General features: G+C 73.3%; 15 protein-coding genes. 7 read left to right on the top strand and 8 right to left on the bottom strand.

Annotation, left to right across the window (positions count from 1 at the left end; genetic code table 11):
* Nucleotides 1–276 precede the first annotated feature (276 nt).
* Together ACWCPN_RS08195 and ACWCPN_RS08190 are read left to right on the top strand one after the other, a co-directional pair.
* Complete coding sequence (locus ACWCPN_RS08195) at nucleotides 277–858, top strand: RNA polymerase sigma factor (protein ID WP_199210953.1); 582 nt, start codon at nucleotides 277–279, stop codon at nucleotides 856–858.
* Nucleotides 855–2120 (top strand): maleylpyruvate isomerase N-terminal domain-containing protein, encoded by a 1266-nt coding sequence (locus ACWCPN_RS08190; protein ID WP_451203411.1) that lies wholly within the window; start codon nucleotides 855–857, stop codon nucleotides 2118–2120. Before ACWCPN_RS08195 ends, ACWCPN_RS08190 begins: the two co-directional genes overlap by 4 nt.
* Nucleotides 2121–2153: 33 nt before the next feature.
* Here ACWCPN_RS08190 and purU read toward each other — a convergent pair whose 3' ends face one another.
* On the bottom strand, nucleotides 2154–3035 hold the full coding sequence (gene purU / locus ACWCPN_RS08185; RefSeq protein ID WP_451203409.1) for a formyltetrahydrofolate deformylase: 882 nt from the start codon (nucleotides 3033–3035) through the stop codon (nucleotides 2154–2156).
* Nucleotides 3036–3146: 111 nt separating this feature from the next.
* Nucleotides 3147–3647, bottom strand: coding sequence for an SCO4402 family protein (locus tag ACWCPN_RS08180; protein ID WP_199210956.1), 501 nt, complete (start codon nucleotides 3645–3647; stop codon nucleotides 3147–3149).
* A gap of 117 nt (nucleotides 3648–3764) precedes the next feature.
* On the opposite strand from ACWCPN_RS08180, the gene ACWCPN_RS08175 reads away from it, so the two are divergent.
* Nucleotides 3765–5093, top strand: a complete 1329-nt coding sequence (locus ACWCPN_RS08175) for an ABC transporter substrate-binding protein (protein ID WP_451203407.1) — start codon at nucleotides 3765–3767, stop codon at nucleotides 5091–5093.
* Between the two features lie 30 nt (nucleotides 5094–5123).
* Here ACWCPN_RS08175 and ACWCPN_RS08170 read toward each other — a convergent pair whose 3' ends face one another.
* The gene (locus tag ACWCPN_RS08170) at nucleotides 5124–6752 is read right to left on the bottom strand and encodes a hypothetical protein (RefSeq protein ID WP_451203405.1); all 1629 of its coding nucleotides are present in this window, start codon (nucleotides 6750–6752) and stop codon (nucleotides 5124–5126) included.
* Between the two features lie 201 nt (nucleotides 6753–6953).
* On the bottom strand, nucleotides 6954–8339 hold the full coding sequence (locus tag ACWCPN_RS08165; protein WP_365127141.1) for a transcriptional regulator: 1386 nt from the start codon (nucleotides 8337–8339) through the stop codon (nucleotides 6954–6956).
* A gap of 276 nt (nucleotides 8340–8615) precedes the next feature.
* On the opposite strand from ACWCPN_RS08165, the gene ACWCPN_RS08160 reads away from it, so the two are divergent.
* Genes ACWCPN_RS08160 through ACWCPN_RS08150 form a run of 3 tightly spaced genes read left to right on the top strand, consistent with a single transcriptional unit; the run spans nucleotide 8616 to nucleotide 11701 of the window.
* Nucleotides 8616–9278: a bifunctional DNA primase/polymerase gene (locus ACWCPN_RS08160; RefSeq protein ID WP_451203403.1), complete on the top strand. Its 663-nt coding sequence runs from the start codon at nucleotides 8616–8618 to the stop codon at nucleotides 9276–9278.
* Between the two features lie 60 nt (nucleotides 9279–9338).
* Nucleotides 9339–10115 (top strand): ABC transporter ATP-binding protein, encoded by a 777-nt coding sequence (locus tag ACWCPN_RS08155; RefSeq protein WP_365127143.1) that lies wholly within the window; start codon nucleotides 9339–9341, stop codon nucleotides 10113–10115.
* Entirely contained in the window at nucleotides 10112–11701 is a 1590-nt protein-coding gene (locus tag ACWCPN_RS08150) for a transporter (RefSeq protein ID WP_451203401.1), read from the top strand. The genes ACWCPN_RS08155 and ACWCPN_RS08150 overlap by 4 nt, the downstream gene beginning before the upstream one ends.
* Nucleotides 11702–11713: 12 nt before the next feature.
* Here ACWCPN_RS08150 and ACWCPN_RS08145 read toward each other — a convergent pair whose 3' ends face one another.
* On the bottom strand, nucleotides 11714–12574 hold the full coding sequence (locus ACWCPN_RS08145; protein ID WP_199210959.1) for an alpha/beta fold hydrolase: 861 nt from the start codon (nucleotides 12572–12574) through the stop codon (nucleotides 11714–11716).
* Between the two features lie 303 nt (nucleotides 12575–12877).
* Entirely contained in the window at nucleotides 12878–13570 is a 693-nt protein-coding gene (locus ACWCPN_RS08140; RefSeq protein WP_020940714.1) for a metal-dependent transcriptional regulator, read from the bottom strand.
* Nucleotides 13571–13806: 236 nt separating this feature from the next.
* On the opposite strand from ACWCPN_RS08140, the gene ACWCPN_RS08135 reads away from it, so the two are divergent.
* Nucleotides 13807–14562, top strand: a complete 756-nt coding sequence (locus ACWCPN_RS08135; RefSeq protein ID WP_451203399.1) for an SIS domain-containing protein — start codon at nucleotides 13807–13809, stop codon at nucleotides 14560–14562.
* A gap of 15 nt (nucleotides 14563–14577) precedes the next feature.
* Here ACWCPN_RS08135 and ACWCPN_RS08130 read toward each other — a convergent pair whose 3' ends face one another.
* On the bottom strand, nucleotides 14578–16026 hold the full coding sequence (locus ACWCPN_RS08130; protein WP_451203397.1) for a PAS domain-containing protein: 1449 nt from the start codon (nucleotides 16024–16026) through the stop codon (nucleotides 14578–14580).
* A gap of 113 nt (nucleotides 16027–16139) precedes the next feature.
* Nucleotides 16140–16595, bottom strand: a complete 456-nt coding sequence (locus tag ACWCPN_RS08125; protein WP_451203395.1) for a GNAT family N-acetyltransferase — start codon at nucleotides 16593–16595, stop codon at nucleotides 16140–16142.
* Between the last annotated feature and the right edge of the window lie 278 nt (nucleotides 16596–16873).

The following is a 16873-nucleotide window of genomic DNA, read 5'->3' as shown; positions in this document are numbered from 1 at the left end:
CTTTCCGGGCGGCTGCCCAGCGGCCGTTCCCTGAAACTTGGAGTCGCAAACGGCACACGATCGACAAGGGTCTTGTTTCAGTCACTATCGATCCTGTTCGATCGTACTTGGGCGCCGATTGAGTGAAGGATGTGTGAAGAGGGCACTATCACCTGCGACACCTCGGGGGGCGCACATTGACACAAAGGGGCGTGCGTTGTCGGAGGTGCCGACTACATTCGAGACGACGGTGCAGACACGCTGGACCTGTCGGACGAGGGCGAGGGGAGGGGCGACATGGCGCAGAAGGACGTACCGCCCCGCTGGGACCGCAAGATGCAGCAGCGGCTCGCCCGCGGTGAGGCCGCGGCCCTCGGCGAGCTGTACGACCGCTTCGCCTCCCTCGTGCACAGCCTCGCCCACCGGGTCCTCGGCGACGAACGGGCCGCGGACCGGGTCACCCGCGAGGTCTTCGCCCACGTCTGGGAACACCCCGACTCCTACGACCCCAAACAGGGCCCGCTGCGCTCCTGGGTGGCCCAGGTGACCCAACGGCTGGCCGTGCAGCGGCTGCGCGCCACCGAGTCCGCCGCGCTGACGCCGGGCGAGAGCGGCTCCGCGGAGGAGCTGGAGAGCCTGGAGAGCAAGGTGCGCCGCGCCTCGGTCGCGGCCCGCGCCGACTACATCGTCCACTCGATGCCCGCTCCGCTGCGCGCCGCGCTCGAACTGGCCTACTTCCAGCGGCGCGACTACCGGCAGGCCGCCGCCGACCTCGGCGTGACCGAGGACGAGGCCCGCCGGCGGCTCCGCCTCGGCCTCCAGCTGCTGTCCACCGCGCACGACGCCGGCACCCCGCGGGGATACGGAGGTGCGGTGTGAACGGCCCCGAGGGCTCCGCGGCGCACGACGGGGCCGACGGCGACCGCCGGCCCCGTATCCCGCCGCCCCGCGCCTCCGTCGAGGACAGCGGGCTGCCCCTGCCCGACCTCGTCGACCCCGGGGAAACCGCTGCCGTGCCGCTCGACCTGTCGCACGACGTCCTGAAGTCGCTCCTGGGCGCCTGGGCCCTGGCGGCCTGCTCGGCGGCGGAGACCGCGGCCGTGGAGGAGCACCTCGGCGACTGCGGGGCCTGCGCGGACGAGGCCCGCCGGCTGCGCGAGGCGGTCGAACTGCTGCACCGGCCGGAGAGCCTCGACCTGGACCCGGCCCTGCGCACCCGCGTGCTGGACACCTGCCTGAACCGCCGTCCGCCACGCATCCCGGTGCCCGGGTGGGCGGCCCCCTACGACGCCGAGACCGCCCGGCTGGACGCGCTGCTGCAGGACTTCGGGGACGCCGAGTGGCACGCGCCGGTGCGGCTGCGGTGGTTCGAGGCCGACGAGGCGACGAGCCGCCGCACCACCGTCGCCGGGGTGATCGCCCATCTGCTGTCGGTGGACGGGCTGGTCGCGGTGGCGCTCGGGCTGGACGACCCGCTCGCGGAGGCCGTAGGCGGTGAACAGGCCGCGGCGGGACCGGCGGCGCGCACCGACGCGTTCTGGAGCACCTCGCACTTCCCGCCGACCCGGTCCGTGCGGGCCCCCTGGCGGGACCAGAGCCACCGGCTGGTGCGGACGGTGTCCTTCACCGGCGGCAGCGCCGGCGGACTGAGCGTGCCGTACGGCGACTTCGAGCTGCCGCTGCACGACGCGATGCTGGACCGGGCCTTCGAGTGCTGGGTGCACGCGGAGGACATCGCGGAGGCGGTGGACTACCCCTACGAGCCGCCCGCGCCGCGGCATCTGCACCGGATGATCGACCTGGCGGCCCGGATGCTGCCGGTGGCGCTGGCCGAGCGGCGCCGGGCGGGACTGTCCGTGACGGGCCGGCCGCCCCGACTGGTGCCGGCCGGGGAGCCGGGGCGCAGCCTGCGGCTGGAGATCGAGGGCGCGGCCGGCGGGGAGTGGCTGATCCCGCTGGACTCGCCGGGCGCGGTGGGCTCCGTCGAGTTCGAGGTGGCCCATGTCGCCCTGGACGGCGTGGAGTTCTGCCGCCTGGCCGCCGGCCATGTACCCCCGGAGGAGGCCGCGGCGGGGCAGGTGGGCGACCGCGAGGCGATCCGGGACGTCCTGTTCGCCGCGGCGGGGCTGAGCCGGATGTGAGCCTGCCGCCCGGCATTCCGGACGGCGCGCCCCCTAGGCGAACACCACCGTCCGGCGGCCGTTGAGCAGGATCCTGCGCTCCGCGTGCCACTTCACCGCGCGCGCCAGCGCCTGGCACTCCACGTCGCGGCCGACGGCGACCAGGCCCTCCGGGGTGACGTCGTGACCCACCCGCTCGACCTCCTGCTCGATGATCGGGCCCTCGTCGAGGTCGGCGGTGACGTAGTGGGCGGTGGCCCCGATCACCTTCACGCCCCGCGCGTGCGCCTGGTGGTACGGCTTCGCGCCCTTGAAGCTCGGCAGGAACGAGTGGTGGATGTTGATGATCCGGCCGCTGAGCTGCTTGCACAGGTCGTCGGAGAGGACCTGCATGTAGCGGGCGAGGACGACGAGTTCGACGTGCTCCTCGCGGACGATCTCCAGCAGCCGCGCCTCGCCCTCGGCCTTGGTCTCCTTCGTCACCGGGATGTGGTGGAAGGGGATGTTGTAGGAGCCCACCAGCTCCTCGAAGTCGGTGTGGTTGGAGACCACGGCCGCGATCTCCACCGGCAGCGCCCCGATGCGCGCCCGGAACAGCAGGTCGTTCAGGCAGTGCCCGAACCTGCTGACCATCAGCACGATGCGCATCTTCTCGTCGGCCCGGTTGATCTGCCAGTCCATGTGGAAGGAGTCACCGATCGCCGTGAAGCTCGCCCGCAGCTTCTCCACGGTCACCGGCGCCTCGGCCGAGAAGTGGACGCGCATGAAGAACAGGCCCGTGTCGTGGTCGCCGAACTGCTGGCTGTCCTCGATGTTGCAGCCGGTCATGAACAGGTAGCTCGACACGGCGTGCACGATGCCCTGCTTGTCCGGGCAGGAGAGGGTGAGGACGTACTGGTCGGCCGGGTCGGCGGCGCGGGCGGGCTGCTCGTTCATGCACCACAGGTTCCCACACCGCCCGTCCGCGGCGGGCGGTCGTCCCGCAGGGCGGGACGGGGCGGGGGCGGTCCCCGGTACCGGAGGCGGCCCGCGACGGCCCGCTGCCGCCTACGCGGTCCTCGTCATGATCCGCAGGACCTCCAGGCTGCGCGGGGTCGTGTCCGGGTCGTCGCCGTCACTGGCCGCGAGACGCAGGTGAGCGTCCCGTGCCGCCCGCACCGCCTCCGGCCACGCGTGGTGGTCGAGGTAGGCGGAGACCGGCGCGTCCGGGCCGACCTGGTGCATGATCCGCAGCACCCGCAGCACGGCCGTGTCGACCAGTGCCGCCTCCTGGGAGTCGCGGAATATCGTGCCGACGTACTTCTCCGCCGACCAGTTGTCCAGCCAGGTGTCCTCCACCAGCCGGTACACGGCGTCGGTGACGTCGCCGTATCCGTCCACGCCGGCCAGCCAGACGTCCTGCTGGAACACCGGGTCGGAGAGCATGTGCAGCGCGGAGCGCACATTGCTGCGCCAGCGCCACCACGGCATGTCGTTCAGTGGCATGCCGCCCATGGTGGAGGAGCGACGGCCGCGACGGGAAGAGTTCTCCGAACCTTGCACGGTCATCGATCGTACGTTCCCCACCACACCCGTCACACCGGCCCCCCGAATTCACCTCGGCGTCACCTTTCATTGACCGAGGGTCACTCTCGGGTTAGTGGTGTGAGGGAATCGTGCGTGTCCATGACCGGCAGGCGACGCTTCCGCAGCACCTTCCCCCTCTCCTTCTCCCGGCCCGTCAGAGCGACCCTGCTCTCCGCGGGCGCCCTGGCCGCGGTCGCGTCGCTCACCACCGGATGCGGGGTCGTCCCCGGTGCCACGGGGGGCTCCGGGGACGACCCGATCAAGGTGATGACGTGGGCGCCGCAGAACACGGACGCCACCAACAAGCCGGGCATGCCCGCGATGGCCCGCGCCTACGGCAAGTGGATCAACAGCCACGGCGGCATCAACGGCCGCAGGCTCGAGATCCTGACCTGCAACGACCACAACGACAGCGTGGGCGCGGCGAAGTGCGCCCGGCGCGCGGCCGCCGAGGACGTGGTCGCCGTCGTCGGCTCCTACAGCCAGTACGTCGACTCCTACCTCGCCCCGCTGGAGAGCGCGGGCATCCCCTACATCGGCGGCTACGGCATCAGCAACGACGAGTTCACCGGCCAGATGTCGTACCCGGTCAACGGGGGTCAGCCCGCCCTGCTGGCCGGCCTCGGCCGGGCGCTGGCCGCCGCCTGCGGCCGGGTCGCGCTGGTGCGTCCGGACAGCATCGCCGGCGACCAGCTCCCCACCCTGCTGGACTCGGGTCTGAAGGAGGGCGGGCACGCCGCGACCGGCGACCAGCTCGCCGCCGAGAACGCCACCGAGTACGACTCCCAGGCGGAGCAGGCCCTGCGGTCCGCGACCCAGGACGTGACGAGGAAGGGGTGTGTGGTGCCCGCGCTCGGGGACCGCACCGGCACGTTCATGGACTCCTTCCGGCGGGCCCGCGACGCGTTCCCGGCGGTGCGCACGGCGACCGTGATGGGCAGCGTCGACCAGAGCGTGATCAACGCGACGGGCGGTGCGTCGAGCCCCTACGAGGGGGCGTACATCACCGGCTGGTACCCGGTGACGTCCGACCCGCGGTGGGATCCGATGAAGAAGGTCATCAACGAGGAGGCCTTCGGCGACAACCGCATCGACCCCGCGGACGCCGGGGTGCAGACCACCTGGATCGCCTACACCGTGCTGAAGGCCGTGCTGGAGCGGATCGGCGGCGGCGAGGTGAGCTCCGACAGCGTGCGGCACACCCTCAACAAGGGCCTGAAGGTGTACACCGGCGGCCTCACCCCGACCCTGCACTGGCCCTACGAGGGCAAGCTCGCCGGTCTCGGCCTGCCCCGGCTGGTCAACGCGGACGTGACCCTCCAGGTGGTCCAGGACGGCAAGCTCGTCGAGGCGAAGAGGACCGCGGGCTCGGGATTCGACGGAATCACCGACATGACGAGCACGCTCCAGGAAGCGGACCTCGTCTGACCCGGCCCGCGGCGCGGTGCCCCGGCCGACTCAGAGCTGGGTGGGCTGGCGCTGGGTCAGGCCGTACTTCTTCGCGATGGTGTTCCACAGCGCCGCCGCCCTGACCTTCTGGGCGCTCGCGGTGCCGCTCTCCCGGTTGCCGGCCTGCGTCTGGCCGGTGATCCGGGCGTGGCCCTTGTGGCAGCCCTTCCTGCCGCCGACCTGGTCCGCCCAGGCCGCGTAGTTGTTGTCGGCGGCGGCCGAGGCCTGCCAGGCCTTGGTGAGGGCGGCGGTCAGCTCGGCGTTGGCCGGCAGCTTGTCGACCGAGAGCTTGCCCAGCCGGGTCACCAGGCCGTTGCGCTGCTTGGCGGCGTTGCGCAGGTCGGTGGCGGCCTGGCCGAGGTTGTTGCACTGCTTGACGTTCGCCACCGCCTGGATCACCGAGGCCCGGCTGCTGCCGCTGTCGGCGAGCAGCTTGTCCAGGGCGATCGCCTGCTGTTCGGCCGGGTCGGCGGACTCGGCCGCCGAGGGCGAGTCCTGGGTGGCCGGGGCGGAGGCGGCGACCGTCTTGTTGTCGGTGCCCTTGTCCCCTCCCCCGCTGCTGAGCAGCGCGCCGGCGCCCACGCCGAGCACCACGATGCCGACGCCGACGGCGGCGATCAGGGCCACCCGCGAGCGCCCCCCGCCCTCGTGGCGGTCGTCGTCCAGGGGCGGCTCGTACGCGGGCTGCGCCGGTCCGGGGTAGGCGTTCGGCTGCTGGACGCGCGGCATCTGCTGCGTGGACCCGGCCGGGCCGGAACCGCCCGGGCCGCTGCGGAAGAGGTTGTCGAACTCGGCGGGCGGCTGCCGCTCACCGCCGTGCGCCTGGGCGGCGTAGGGCGGGATGTACTGCGTGGCGTCCGCGTCGGAGTGGGCGGCCGGCGCGGGGGGCTGCTGGGCCCGGCCGAGGTACCGGGTCTCCTCGCCGGCCGACTCGGGCGGCAGCGCACCCGGCGTCACCGGCGGGATGTACTGGGTCGCGCCCTCGTCGGCGGGAGAACCCTGGGCGGGCGGTATGTGCGGTATGTACTGGGTGGCACCCTCGTCCGCGTGCGCCGCGGGGACCGGCGGTATGTACTGGGTCGCGCCGTCGGCGGCCGGGGGCAGCGGGGCGCCCTGCGCCGGGTACCCCTCCGGCGCGGCGGGCGGCAGCGGCGCCGAGGGGGCGGGCTGCGCCGGGTACTGCTGGTAGGCGTCGGGCGTGCCGTAGCCGGGCTGCGGGGCCGCGCCGTACGAGGACTGCGGGCTCTGGCCGTACCCGGGCCGGCCGCCGTCGTACGAGGGCTGCGCGCCGTCCGGGCCGTAGCCCTGGGCCTGGCCGTACCCCTGGTCGTACGACGGGGCGGGCGCGCCCTCGGGAGGCAGCGGGCCGGGGCCGCCGGCGGGCTGCTGATGCTGCTGCTGTTCCGGGGTGCCCCACTGCTGGGCGGCCGCGGGCGGCCAGCCCTGGTCCTGCTGATGCTGATGCTGCTGCCGGTCGGGGCCCCAGGCGCCGCCCCAGGCCTGGCCGCCCGCGGGCGCCACCGGGGCGGGCGCGCCCGTCATGCCCGGCAGCAGGGGCTCGCCTCCGTCGGAGGGCAGCACGATGCCTTCGTGCGCGGGCTGCGCCGAGGGCTCCTCGCCCTGTCCACTCTGCGTCACCGGGACTCCTACGAATGGGGGACCTTCGGAATCGTCGGCTCACGCTACCGGGTCCCCGGAGCCGGGTGCCACGCAGCTCAGGACGCGACCTCCTTCCCTGTGACAGCGGTAACAAAACCGCCCCGCGGCACGCTGTATATGGCAACCATCGTGCGTCCCGGTGCCGTTCGCCGTGCGTTCACGTGCCCGCGGGGCTGCCGTTCAGGCGGCGGGCTGGAGGTCGAGGCGGGCTCCGAACTCCCTGACCACCGCTTCGTCCCGGAAGGGTTCCAGTCGCTGCTGCAGGTCCTCCAGGTATTCGGCGCCCCGGTTGGAGCGGAGCGTCTCCAGCAGTTCCACCGCCTTCAGGCCGGTGCCGCAGGCCTGCTCGATCTCGCGCTGCTGCACCTGGGCCGTGGCGAGCAGCACGTAGCCGATGGCGCGGCGCCTGGCCCGGGTCTCGGGGTGGCCGGCCAGCGACTGCTCGGCGTACCGGGCCGCCGTCTGGGCCTGGCCGAGGTCGCGGTGGCAGTGCGCCAGCTCGTCGGCCAGATAGGCCTCGTCGAAGTGCGCGATCCACGGCGGGTCGTCCCCGGAGGCCGCGTCCGCGCGCTCCATCGAGCCGATCGCCCGGTCCTCCGCCGCCTGTGCCGCGCGGAGGTCGCCGAGCAGGGCGTGTCCGCGCGCCTCGGCGGCGTGGAACATCGCCTCCGCGCGCGGGGTCACCCGGCCGCGCGCCCCCTCCTGTGCGGCGCGCGCGAGCTGGGAGATCTCACGCGGGTTGCCGAGCTCCGCGGCCAGGTGGCTCATGGAGGCGGCGAGGACGTAGCCGCCGTAGCCGCGGTCGCCGGCCGCCTGGGCCAGCCGCAGGGACTGGATGTAGTAGCGCTGGGCCAGGCCGGGCTGCCCGGTGTCGACCGCCATGTAGCCGGCCAGCTCGGTGAGCCGGGCCACGGTCGCGAAGAGCTCCCGCCCGACCGCCTCCCGGTACGACCCGGCGAGCAGTCCGGAGACGACGCTGTTGAGGTAGTGCACGACCACCGGGCGCACGTGCCCGCTGCCGTACTGGTGGTCGAGGTCCGTCAGCGCCTGGGTCATGGACCGTACCGCCGCCACGTCGGACAGGCCCACGCGCGGGCCCGCCTGCCGGGACACCTGGGGGTCCGGCGCGGAGATCAGCCAGTCGCGGCTGGGCTCGACCAGCGCGGAGGCGGCGACGGAGGAGCCGGACAGGAAGTCCCGCCGGCCCACGTCGCTGCGCCACAGCTCGCAGACCTGCTCGATGGCCCCCAGTACCGTCGGCGAGAACTGGAGACCGACCCCCGAGGCGAGGTTCTTGCCGTTGGCCATGCCGATCTCGTCGATCGTGACCGTACGGCCGAGCTTGCGCCCGAGCGCCTCCGCGATGATCGCCGGGGCCCGGCCCCGCGGCTGCTGGCCGCGCAGCCAGCGGGCCACGGACGTCTTGTCGTAGCGCAGGTCGAGACCGTGCTCGGCGCCGCACATGTTGACCCGCCGGGCCAGTCCGGCGTTGGAACACCCCGCTTCCTGGATGAGTGCCTGCAGCCGTTCGTTCGGCTGCCTCGCCACGAGAGGCCTTGCGGCCATGCGCTACCCCCTGCGAACCCCTGGAGCGTGAAGATCCGGCCGGAGGGTTCCGGCCGAGAGGATCACTGCCCAGCTGACATACCGTCAATGCGTGACATGTGCGGTTTGCCGGGGTAACGGCGGATGCCACCCCCCTCCCTGGCTACCCAGCTCCCGACCCGGTTCCTCCCGCGCGCCCCCACCCGTGCACCCATGCGCCCCAAATGCGAAAAGGATGCTCCTCCCCCGCGCGCGTTCCGGCCGTAACCCGAGGTGAGCGCGGGAGTTGAGTGGTGCGTGGAAGAGACGATCGCGGGCACCCAATCCGCCCAGATTCCGCAGCAGCGCGGGCAGTCGCTGCTGGAGACCGCCGTACGCTACGCCGAGGAGCGGCACTGGGACGTGTTCCCGGGCACCTGGCTGGAATCCGTCGGCGGAGTGCAGCACTGCTCGTGCGGCGACGCCTCCTGCCCCGCGCCGGGTGCGCACCCCGCGCGCCCCGACTGGGCGGCCCAGGCGACCGGCAGCGCGACCGTGGCCCGGCGGATGTGGCAGCAGCAGCCGGCGGCGTCGATCCTGCTGCCCACGGGCCTCACCTTCGACGCGGTGTCCGTCCCGGAGAGCGCCGGGTTCCTGGCGCTGGCCCGGATGGAGCGGATGGAGCTGACCCTCGGGCCGGTGACGCTGACCCCGGACCGGCGGATGCAGTTCCTCGTGCTGCCCGGCGCGGCCGCCAAGGTCCCCGAGCTGGTGCGGAAGCTGGGCTGGTCGCCGGCCTCGCTGGATCTGGCGGTGCTGGGCGAGGGGAACTACGTCGCCGCTCCCCCCACCCGGTTCGGTTCCCGGGGCGCCGTGCAGTGGGCCTGCCGTCCGACCCCCGCGAACCGGTGGCTGCCGGACGCCGAGGAGCTGATCCCGCCGCTGGCCTACGCGTGCGGCCGGGACCGCCGGGACCACTGACGCCCCGCGCGGCGGACACTCGCACACCTGGGGAGGCCGGCGGCGCCGTAGCCTTCCTGCATGACCGAAGCTGCGGTGTGTGTACGGGGGCTCTGGAAGCGATTCGGGCAGCAGGTTGCCGTCGGGGGCATCGATCTCGACCTGCCCGCCGGGAAGTTCGTCGGGCTGGTCGGGCCGAACGGCGCCGGGAAGACCACCACCCTGTCCATGGTGACCGGGCTGCTGCGCCCCGATCAGGGCTCCGTCGAGGTCGTCGGGCACGACGTGTGGCGCGACCCGGTGGCCGTCAAGGCGCGGATCGGCGTACTGCCCGAGGGGCTAAGGCTGTTCGAGCGGCTGTCGGGGCGCGAGCTGCTCGGGTACTCGGGGCGACTGCGGGGGCTGTCCGGCGCCGAGGCCGACGAACGGGCGGCGCAACTGCTGGACGTGCTCGACCTCGCCGGGGCGCAGCACAAGCTCGTCGTCGACTACTCGACCGGCATGCGCAAGAAGATCGGTCTCGCGGCCGCTCTCCTCCACAATCCCGAGGTCGTCTTCCTCGACGAACCGTTCGAGGGGGTCGACCCGGTGTCCGCGCAGACGATCCGGGGCGTGCTCGAGCGGTACACGGCCTCCGGCGCCACCGTGGTGTTCTCCTCCCATGTCATGGAGCTGGTCGAGTCGCTGTGCGACTGGGTGGCCGTCATGGCGGCGGGCCGCATCCGCGCGACCGGAACGCTGGCCGAGGTGCGCGGGGAACACCCCACGCTGCAGGCGGCCTTCCTGGAGCTGGTGGGGGCGCGCGGCCGGGACTCCGCGTCCCGGCTGGACTGGCTGGGCGGTGGGGCGACCCGATGACGAGCACCACCTCCGTCGTCGTACGGCTGAAGCTGTCGCTGCTGCGCAACGGGCTGCGGCAGTCGGCGGGCCGGCGGGCCGCGTTCGTCGCCTCGGCCGTCGTCGCGCTGCTGTTCGCCCTGCTGCAACTGCTGGGCCTGCTCGCCCTGCGCGGGCACGCGCACGCCGAGGCCGTCGCCGTGCCCGGCACCGCCGTGCTGGCGCTGGGCTGGGCCGTGATGCCGCTGTTCTTCCCCGGCGGTGACGAGACCCTGGACCCCACCAGGCTGGTGATGCTGCCGCTGCGGCCGGGTCCGCTGATGCGGGCCCTGCTGGCGGCCTCCCTGGTCGGCGTCGGGCCCCTGTTCACGCTGCTGGTCCTGGCCGGATGCGCGCTGTCGGTGGCGCACGGGAGCGCCGGGTACCTCGTCGCGGTGATCGCCGTCGTCCTCGCACTGCTGGTCTGCGTGGCGCTCGCCCGGGCCGTCGCCGCCGCCAACGTGCGGCTGCTGACCAGCCGGAAGGGGCGCGATCTCGCCGTGCTCAGCGGGCTGGTGATCGCCGTCGGAGCCCAGCTCGTCAACTTCGGCGCGCAGCGTTTGGGTTCGGCCGGACTCGGGCCGCTGCGGCCGGTCGCGGACGTGCTGTCGTGGGTGCCGCCGGCCTCCGCGGTGGGCGCGGTGCGCTCGGCGAGCGAGGGGTCGTACGGCGTCGCGGGCGGCCAACTGCTGCTCACTCTGCTCGCGTTGGCGCTGCTGGTCGCCGGGTGGGCGCGGAGTCTGAACCGGCTGATGACCGCGCCGGACGGATCCACCCTGCAGGACCCGGACGCCGGCGCCGCGGACCGCGCCTCCTCGGGCGGGCTGGGCCGGCTGCTGCCCGGCGGGCGCACGGGTCCGGTCATGGAGCGCGCCCTGCGCTACGTCTGGCGCGACCCGAAGACCAAGTCGGCCTGGGTGACCTCACTGGCCATCGGGCTGATCGTGCCGGTCTTCAACGCCGTCCAGGGCACCGGTTCGGTCTACTTCGCGTGCTTCGCCGCCGGGATGCTCGGCATCCAGATGTACAACCAGTTCGGTCAGGACACCTCCGCGTTCTGGATGGTGGCCATGACGATCTCCTCGCCGCGCGACGCCTACGCCGAACTGCGCGGACGGGCACTGGCCCTGCTGGTGATCACCCTGCCGTACGCGGCGCTCGTCACCGTGCTGACCACCGCGCTGCTGGGTGCCTGGGACCGGCTGCCCGAGGTGCTGGGCCTGTCCCTGGCCCTGCTGGGCGCCATGCTGGCGACCGGCGCCTGGACCTCGGCCGGGTTCCCGTACTCCATCCCGCAGGAGGGCCACAAGAACGTGGCGCCCGGGCAGGCGGGACTCGCCTGGATCTCGGTCTTCGGCGGCATGGTCGCCTCCGCCCTGCTCTGCTCCCCCGTCATCGCGGTGACGATCTGGCTGAACGTCAGCGCGGGCGGGGACGCGTGGAGCTGGGTGCTGCTGCCGCTGGGAGCGGCCTACGGGGCGGGGATCGCCCTCGGGGGCCTCAGGCTGGCCGCACCGCGCACGGCGGCCCGCCTGCCGGAGATCCTGACGGCGGTGAGCAAGGGATGACGGTGAGGAGGGTCAGCCCGCCGCGAGGCGCTTGAGGAACGGTTCGACCGCCGCTCGCCAGGCCACCGGCTGGTCGTAGTGGACGAGGTGGCCGGCGTCGGCGACCTCCGCGTACTCGCCGAGCGGCAGCACACGCACCATTTCCTGCGCCTCGGCCCGCCCCAGCTCCCCGTCGAGACCGCGCACCACGAGCGTGGGGCAGCGCACCTGGGCCAGCTCCTCCCAGTGGGCGTCGTACACCCAGCTCTCCCGGGTGCGGAGCATCTGGTCGGGTTCGAAGACGGGGCGCCAGCCGTCGGCGGACTCGTGCATCACCTCGGCGTAGAACTCGCCGCGCGAGGGGTTGGGCCGCTCCACCCAGGGATCGTCCTCGCCGAACCACTTGCGGACGTCGGCGAGGGTGGCGAAGGGGACGGGCCAGGAGCGGAACCACTCGGCCCATTCCCGCTGCGAGGCGGCGCCGAGCGCGGAGGCCCGCATGTCGCAGACGACCAGGCCGCGCACCAGGTCCGGGCGGCGGGCGGCGAGCTGCCAGGCGGTCAGGGCGCCCATGGCGTGGCCGACGAGGACGGCGGGGCCGAGACCGAGCTGCTCCAGGGCCGCCTCGGCGTCGTCGACGTAGGCCTCCCGGCCGTACGCGGCCTGTGGGGGCTTGTCGCTGCGGCCGTGACCGCGCTGGTCGAGGGCGACCGCGCGGTGGCGCTCGGCGAGCCAGCGGGCGGTGGACGCCCAGTGCGAGGCGCGGCCCATCAGGCCGTGCAGTAACAGCACGCCCGGGGCACCGGGCTCCGCCTCCGGTTTCGGAGGGTCCGCGTACTCCCAGGCGGCCAGGCGCACCCCGCCCGTTCCCGTCACGTCGATACGTCGTGCCATCGGCCTGGTACCCCCCAGCTCCGCCTGCCTCGTACCGGTGTACTGCCGTTCTCGCCGTCCGTCGTCCCTGCCGCCGCAGACTATCGAATGCCTTTTCGAAAATACGTCCTCTGCTGACAACACCCCTCATTCGAGTGACGCCTCCCGAGGAATGATCGCCGCCGCCGAGGGGATCTTTCTGGCGGGAGGCGGACCACTCGGGGAAAAGCGGTCCGAGGGGAATGACCCTGGGAGCTCGGGGCTCCGGGTCAGCAACAGGGGAGGACAGGCCCCGGCGCCGCGAGGCGCCGGGGCCCTCCCGTGTCAGCGCTTGGCGACGAACACGTGCGAGGCGACGTCCGCCTCCAGCTCGGCCGCCTCACCGCCGCTGCCGACGAGCACACCGCCCGCCGACTCCGTCACGCTCACCACCGAACCGGGCTGCACACCCGCACGGCGCAACGTGTACATGAGCTGCGCGTCCGTCTGGATCGGCTCGCCGATGCGCCGGACCACCACCGTCTTGCCGTCCGTCCCCGCGTCCAGGTCGGCCAGCGACACCATGCCCTCGTCCAGGAACGGGTCAGCCCCGTCCTTCTCGCCCAGCTCCTCCAGGCCCGGGATCGGATTGCCGTACGGCGACTCGGTGGGATGCCGCAGCAGCTCGAGCACTCGGCGCTCCACGGCCTCGCTCATCACGTGCTCCCAGCGGCACGCCTCCGCGTGCACCTGCTCCCACTCCAGGCCGATCACGTCGACCAGGAGACACTCCGCGAGCCGGTGCTTGCGCATCACGCGCGTGGCCAGCCGGCGCCCCTCGTCCGTGAGCTCCAGATGCCGGTCGCTGGCCACGGACACCAGACCGTCGCGCTCCATGCGGGCCACGGTCTGGCTCACCGTCGGCCCGCTCTGGTCCAGCCGCTCCGCGATGCGGGCGCGCATGGGGACGACGCCTTCCTCTTCGAGCTCGAGGATGGTGCGGAGATACATCTCCGTGGTGTCGATCAGTCCGGACATACGTGCCCCTCGATTACCTCTGCCGGAACCTGCCCGGCGCGTGCGCTGGCCCTGGCTTCAATTCTGCCGGATACCACTGACAACCGTGCCGCACCGACCAAACGAACAGCCCGCGCCCGTGACCCGCGCCGGCACCCGTCGGGCACCAGTGCCCCCACGACCCCCCGCCGTATTGACACCGCACTGGTCCAGACCGCACCGTGATCCGCGACACAGACGCTGCGAAGGGGCACCGCATGAGCGACGGCACACCCGCCGACCTGTTCTTCGACGCCGCCATCGGCCTGCTGCAACGAGTCCGCGAGGAGGAGTCCGGGGCGATCACCGCCGCGGCCACCCTGCTCGCCGACACCGTGGCGTCCGGCGGCCGCCTGTTCGCGTTCGGCGCCGGCCACTCCTCGCTGGCCGCCCAGGACGTCGTCTACCGGGCCGGCGGACTCGCGCTCATGAACCTGCTCACCGTCCCCGGGGTCGTCGGCGTCGACGTCACCCCGGCCACCCTCGGCTCCGCCCTGGAACGCGTCGACGGCCTCGCGAGCGCCGTCCTGGACACGTCCCCCCTCCGCGCCGGCGACGCCCTCGTGATCGTCTCCCTCTCCGGCCGCAACGCCCTGCCCGTGGAGATGGCCACCGGCGCCCGCGCCCGCGGTGTGAAGGTCATCGGCGTCACCTCGGTCGCGTACGCCTCCGAGACCACCTCCCGGCACTCCTCCGGCACCTTCCTGAAGGACCACTGCGACATCGTCCTGGACTCGAAGATCACCGTCGGCGACGCGGAACTCACCCTCGACACCATCCCGGCGCCCTTCGCCCCGGCCTCGACCGTGGTCACCACCGCCCTGATGCAGGCCGTCGTCGCCACCGCCGCGGCCACCCTCGCCGACCGCGGCATCGAACCCCCGCTGCTGCGCTCCGGCAACGTCGACGGCGGCCACGACTGGAACGCCCGCGTCATGACCGAGTACGGCGACCGCATCTTCTACCGGCACTGACACCGGGGCACCGGACTACTCCCCGGCCCGCGGCGCCCGCACCGCCTCCGCGAGGTCCAGCGCCGCCCCCATCCGCGCCGCCACGTCCTCCGCGTAGGCCGCGTCCGACCGCTCGAAGCGGCTCCGGGCGCCCCCGCGCAGGAAGGTGACCACGCCCAGCGTCCGGCCCCGGCTGCGCAGCACCGCGCACAGTCCGTGCACCGCGTCCTCGGGCCACTGCCGGGCCAGCGCCCAGTCCCGCGCCCGCTCGGCCGGCACCGACCCCGCGTCCGCGCGCACGGTGCCGGCCCGCTCGACGCACTGCAGCGCCGGATGCCCCTCCTCGTAGCGCAGCGGCAGCCCGGCCGCACCCGTGAGCAGGCTCGGGCCGGGCGCCCCGGCGGGCGACGCGGCGAGCCGCACCAGCCGCACCGGAACCGATTCGTCGCCCTCCGCGCGCGGAGGGCCGGCCAGGCGGTCGAGCAGCGCGTGGTCGGCGAACCCGGCCAGCGCGAAGTCCAGATGGACGGTGGCCGCCTCCGCCGGGTCCTCGCACTCCGCGGCGGCCCGGGCGGCCCGGTGGAGCTGGTTGGAGCGGAAGCGCAGCAGGGACGCCTCCTGCTCGCCCTGCTTGGCCTCGGTGACGTCCAGGAAGAGCCAGCCCACGCCCAGCGGCACCGGCTCCTCCGCGAGCGGCGAGGCCAGCCGCACGAACCCGCTGCGCCAGCAGCGCCGCCGCTCGCCCTCGGGCCCGCGCACCGTGACCCACATCTCGGCGGGCGCGGGCGGCGCGCCCTCGGCCAGCACATGGGTGAGGGCGCTCTCCAGCTCCTCCACCCCCTGCGCGAGCAGCTCGCCCAGCGGCCGACCCAGCGCCGACGTCCGCCCGATGCCCAGCGCCCGCGCCGCGTGCCCGTTGACGACGGCCGGCCGCAGATCGGCGTCCACGAGGACCACACCCCAGGACGCGTCCTCGAACAGCGCCTCGCTCAGCGCGATAGACCGCTCCAGGTCGATCTGCGCGTGCACCTCGCTGAAGGCGCAGTACACCCCCGCCGGCTTCCCGTCCGGGCCGCGCACGGCGGCCGACTGGGTCCGCACCAGCACCCGTCCGCCGTCCTTGGTCACCAGCGCGAACTCGTGCACCTGCCGGCCGGGCGCGTGCATGGCCGACATCAGGCGCTCCTGGACCTCCTCGGCGTCCGCGCTGCGCACCGCCCAGCCGGCGAACCCGTGCCGCCCGACCGCCTCGGCCACCGTCCAGCCCAGGATGCGCTCCGCCTCCCGGTTCCAGTGCGTCACCACACCGTCGGCGTCGAAGGCGCACAGTGCCGCGTCCATGCCGTCCAGCAGCGCGGCGAGCAGATCGGACCCGCCGGACTCGTCAGGACAGTCGGCACCGTCCGGCCCGTGCGGGCCGCCGCCCCGCTCGGGCTCGTCGGGGCCCAGCTCGTCGGTGGTCCCACTCCGCCGGGAAGCACTCACCTGGACCCCCTGGACGCTGCGTCCGCACACGCACGGCGCTCGGTTCGCTCATTGGCCTTCATTCAACTCGAACGTGACACAGCCCACATCCTGTTCCCGCAAGATTGCCGCAATCATTGCCCGTCCGACGCCGTGAGCCGCAGGTCCACCCACTCGTCCGTCTCACCGTCGAGCACGTACCGGTCGACCTCCACGAACCCGCGCCGCCCGGCGAACCGCAGCCCGTCCTCGTTCACCGCCAGCACACACGTCTCGACGGCCCGCGCCCCCAGCCCGCGCGCGTGCGCCAGCCCGTCCTCGTAGATCGCCGCCCCGAAGCCGCGGCACCGGAACGCGGGCAGCACCCGCGCGATCACGGTCGACACCGCCTCGTCCCCGGCCGGCGGCCGAACGGTGGAACACCCGACCAGTTCCTCGCCGAGGTAGGCGTTCACCAGCCGGTACCGCCCCGCCCGCGTCCGCGCCCCCGCGAGCGACATGGCGGCGGGCGGCACCACCGCGTTGTGCACGTACCGCCACTGTTCGAGCATGCCGTCGCCGTTCACGGCCCGAATCCGAAGATCACCCATGTCCGGCAAGCTAGGGGCATCCCTCGGGCCCGTCCATCACATTCGGCCCGCCGGCCGAGGTACGCGGAAAATCCCTTGAGCATCCTTGGATCGCTTCCTAGGCTGGCTCATACGTGAGAAAGGAGGTGATCGGGTAAATGATTGAAACCCGGACGCGCGAGGTGGCTGCGGGCTAGCGGCCTGCCACCACACCATGTGCGGTGCCGGACCAGCGTGTGCGAGACGCACGCAGCCGGCCGAATCCAACGCAGTCACCCGACCCGCGAGCTCGCCGGTAC

This window comes from Streptomyces sp. NPDC002386 (assembly GCF_053593175.1).
Note: the sequence above shows the minus strand (reverse complement) of the source record. Positions and strands in the feature narration are given on the sequence as shown.

Excerpts from the sequence above, each read along its gene's own strand:
- ACWCPN_RS08180 (WP_199210956.1), bottom strand. The coding sequence starts at position 3,647 with ATGACCGTGCAAGGTTCGGAGAACTCTTCCCGTCGCGGCCGTCGCTCC.
- ACWCPN_RS08140 (WP_020940714.1), bottom strand. The coding sequence starts at position 13,570 with ATGTCCGGACTGATCGACACCACGGAGATGTATCTCCGCACCATCCTC.
- ACWCPN_RS08125 (WP_451203395.1), bottom strand. The coding sequence starts at position 16,595 with ATGGGTGATCTTCGGATTCGGGCCGTGAACGGCGACGGCATGCTCGAA.
- ACWCPN_RS08155 (WP_365127143.1), top strand. The coding sequence starts at position 9,339 with ATGACCGAAGCTGCGGTGTGTGTACGGGGGCTCTGGAAGCGATTCGGG.
- ACWCPN_RS08165 (WP_365127141.1), bottom strand. The coding sequence starts at position 8,339 with ATGGCCGCAAGGCCTCTCGTGGCGAGGCAGCCGAACGAACGGCTGCAG.
- purU (WP_451203409.1), bottom strand. The coding sequence starts at position 3,035 with ATGAACGAGCAGCCCGCCCGCGCCGCCGACCCGGCCGACCAGTACGTC.
- ACWCPN_RS08175 (WP_451203407.1), top strand. The coding sequence starts at position 3,765 with ATGACCGGCAGGCGACGCTTCCGCAGCACCTTCCCCCTCTCCTTCTCC.
- ACWCPN_RS08150 (WP_451203401.1), top strand. The coding sequence starts at position 10,112 with ATGACGAGCACCACCTCCGTCGTCGTACGGCTGAAGCTGTCGCTGCTG.
- ACWCPN_RS08135 (WP_451203399.1), top strand. The coding sequence starts at position 13,807 with ATGAGCGACGGCACACCCGCCGACCTGTTCTTCGACGCCGCCATCGGC.
- ACWCPN_RS08145 (WP_199210959.1), bottom strand. The coding sequence starts at position 12,574 with ATGGCACGACGTATCGACGTGACGGGAACGGGCGGGGTGCGCCTGGCC.
- ACWCPN_RS08195 (WP_199210953.1), top strand. The coding sequence starts at position 277 with ATGGCGCAGAAGGACGTACCGCCCCGCTGGGACCGCAAGATGCAGCAG.